Annotated in this window: 1 protein-coding gene; it reads left to right on the forward strand. The window is 66.8% G+C overall.

Annotated features, from left to right (window positions below; translation table 11 throughout):
* Positions 1–28: 28 nt before the first annotated feature.
* On the forward strand, positions 29–1,453 hold a 1,425-nt coding region (locus tag V5E28_RS48960; protein WP_336217184.1), incomplete at its 3' end, for an amino acid adenylation domain-containing protein.

The following is a 1,453-nucleotide window of genomic DNA, read 5'->3' on the forward strand; positions in this document are numbered from 1 at the left end:
CCCCGTCGACCGCAGTCTGGCTGATTTGGTGGTTGAGCAGGCTGGGCTTCGGCCGGCTGAGGTGGCTGTGGTTTCCGGTGATGTTCGGCTGACTTATGCCGAGTTGGTGGATCGGGCGGAGGCGCTGGCGGTTGAGTTGTGCGGGCTCGGGGTCGGCAGGGGGGATCCGGTCGGTCTGTGTTGTGGTCGGTCGGCTGATCTGGTTGTCGGCATGCTGGGTATTTTGCGCGCGGGTGGCGCCTATGTGCCGTTGGATCCGGATTATCCGGCTGATCGGCTGGCTTTCATGCTGGATGACAGTGATGTCCGGATCGTGGTGGGTCACCAGCGGTTGCTGGGGGCGTTGCCGATGGGTGATCGGCGTGCCGTGCTGGTCGAGGAGGTGGGGGAAGGCGCTGGTGGGGAGGTTGCCTGGCCGTTGGGTGGTGGCGATGATCTGGCCTGCCTGTTGTACACCTCCGGTTCCACCGGCCGGCCGAAGGGGGTGATGGTGCCGCATCGTGCTGTGGCGCGTCTGGTTCGTGAGACGGATTATGCGCGGTTCTCTTCGCGGACGGTGATCGGCCAGGTGGCCAGTGCTTGCTTCGATCCGCACCTTTTCGAGGTGTGGGGCCCGCTGCTCAACGGCGGCCGGGTGGTCATCGTGCCGCCGGAGGTGTCGTTGGTGCCGGCCCGGTTCGCCGGCCTCATCCGTGCTGAGGGCATCACCATGCTGGCCATCGTGACCGCGCTGTTCAACGCCACGGTCACCGAGCGGCCTGACGCTTTCGCCACCGTCGAGCAGCTCTACATCGGTGGTGAGGCCATCAATCCGAGCAAGACGGCCATCGCGCTGGGTGCCGGCCGGACCGAGGTGTACAACGTGTACGGGCCCACCGAGGCCGCCACCATCTCCACCTGCGCGCCGATGACCGCGGAGTCCGGCAGCGGGCGGATCGGCCGGCCGATCGCCAACACTCAGGTGGTGATCTTGGATTCGGCGGGCCGGCAGGTGCCGATCGGGGTGCCCGGCGAGATCTGCCTGGGTGGCGCGGGGGTCGCCCTCGGTTACTGGCGGCGTCCCGGCCTGACCGCCGAAAGGTTCATTCCTGACCCGTCCACTCCTGGTGGGCGGTTGTATCGCACTGGTGATCTGGCTCGGTGGTTGCCTGATGGCACGCTGGAGTTCCTGGGACGCAACGACGATCAGGTGAAGATCCGTGGTTTTCGTATCGAGCCGGGCGAGGTCGAGGCCGTTTTGGCCACGCATCCCGATGTCGCCGCCTGCGTGGTCACGCCTTACCGCCCGAGGCAAGGGCCCGCTCAGCTGGTGGGCTACCTGCAGCCCCGCCAGGGCGTACTCGACCTCGAACAGCTGCGCGCTCACGTGGCCCAGCAGCTGCCCGACTACATGGTGCCCGCGACCCTGGTCGTGATGGACGAGCTGCCGCTCAACCCCAACGGCAAAATCGAC

The organism is Nonomuraea sp. LPB2021202275-12-8 (genome assembly GCF_037044575.1).
Classification (GTDB): domain Bacteria; phylum Actinomycetota; class Actinomycetes; order Streptosporangiales; family Streptosporangiaceae; genus Nonomuraea.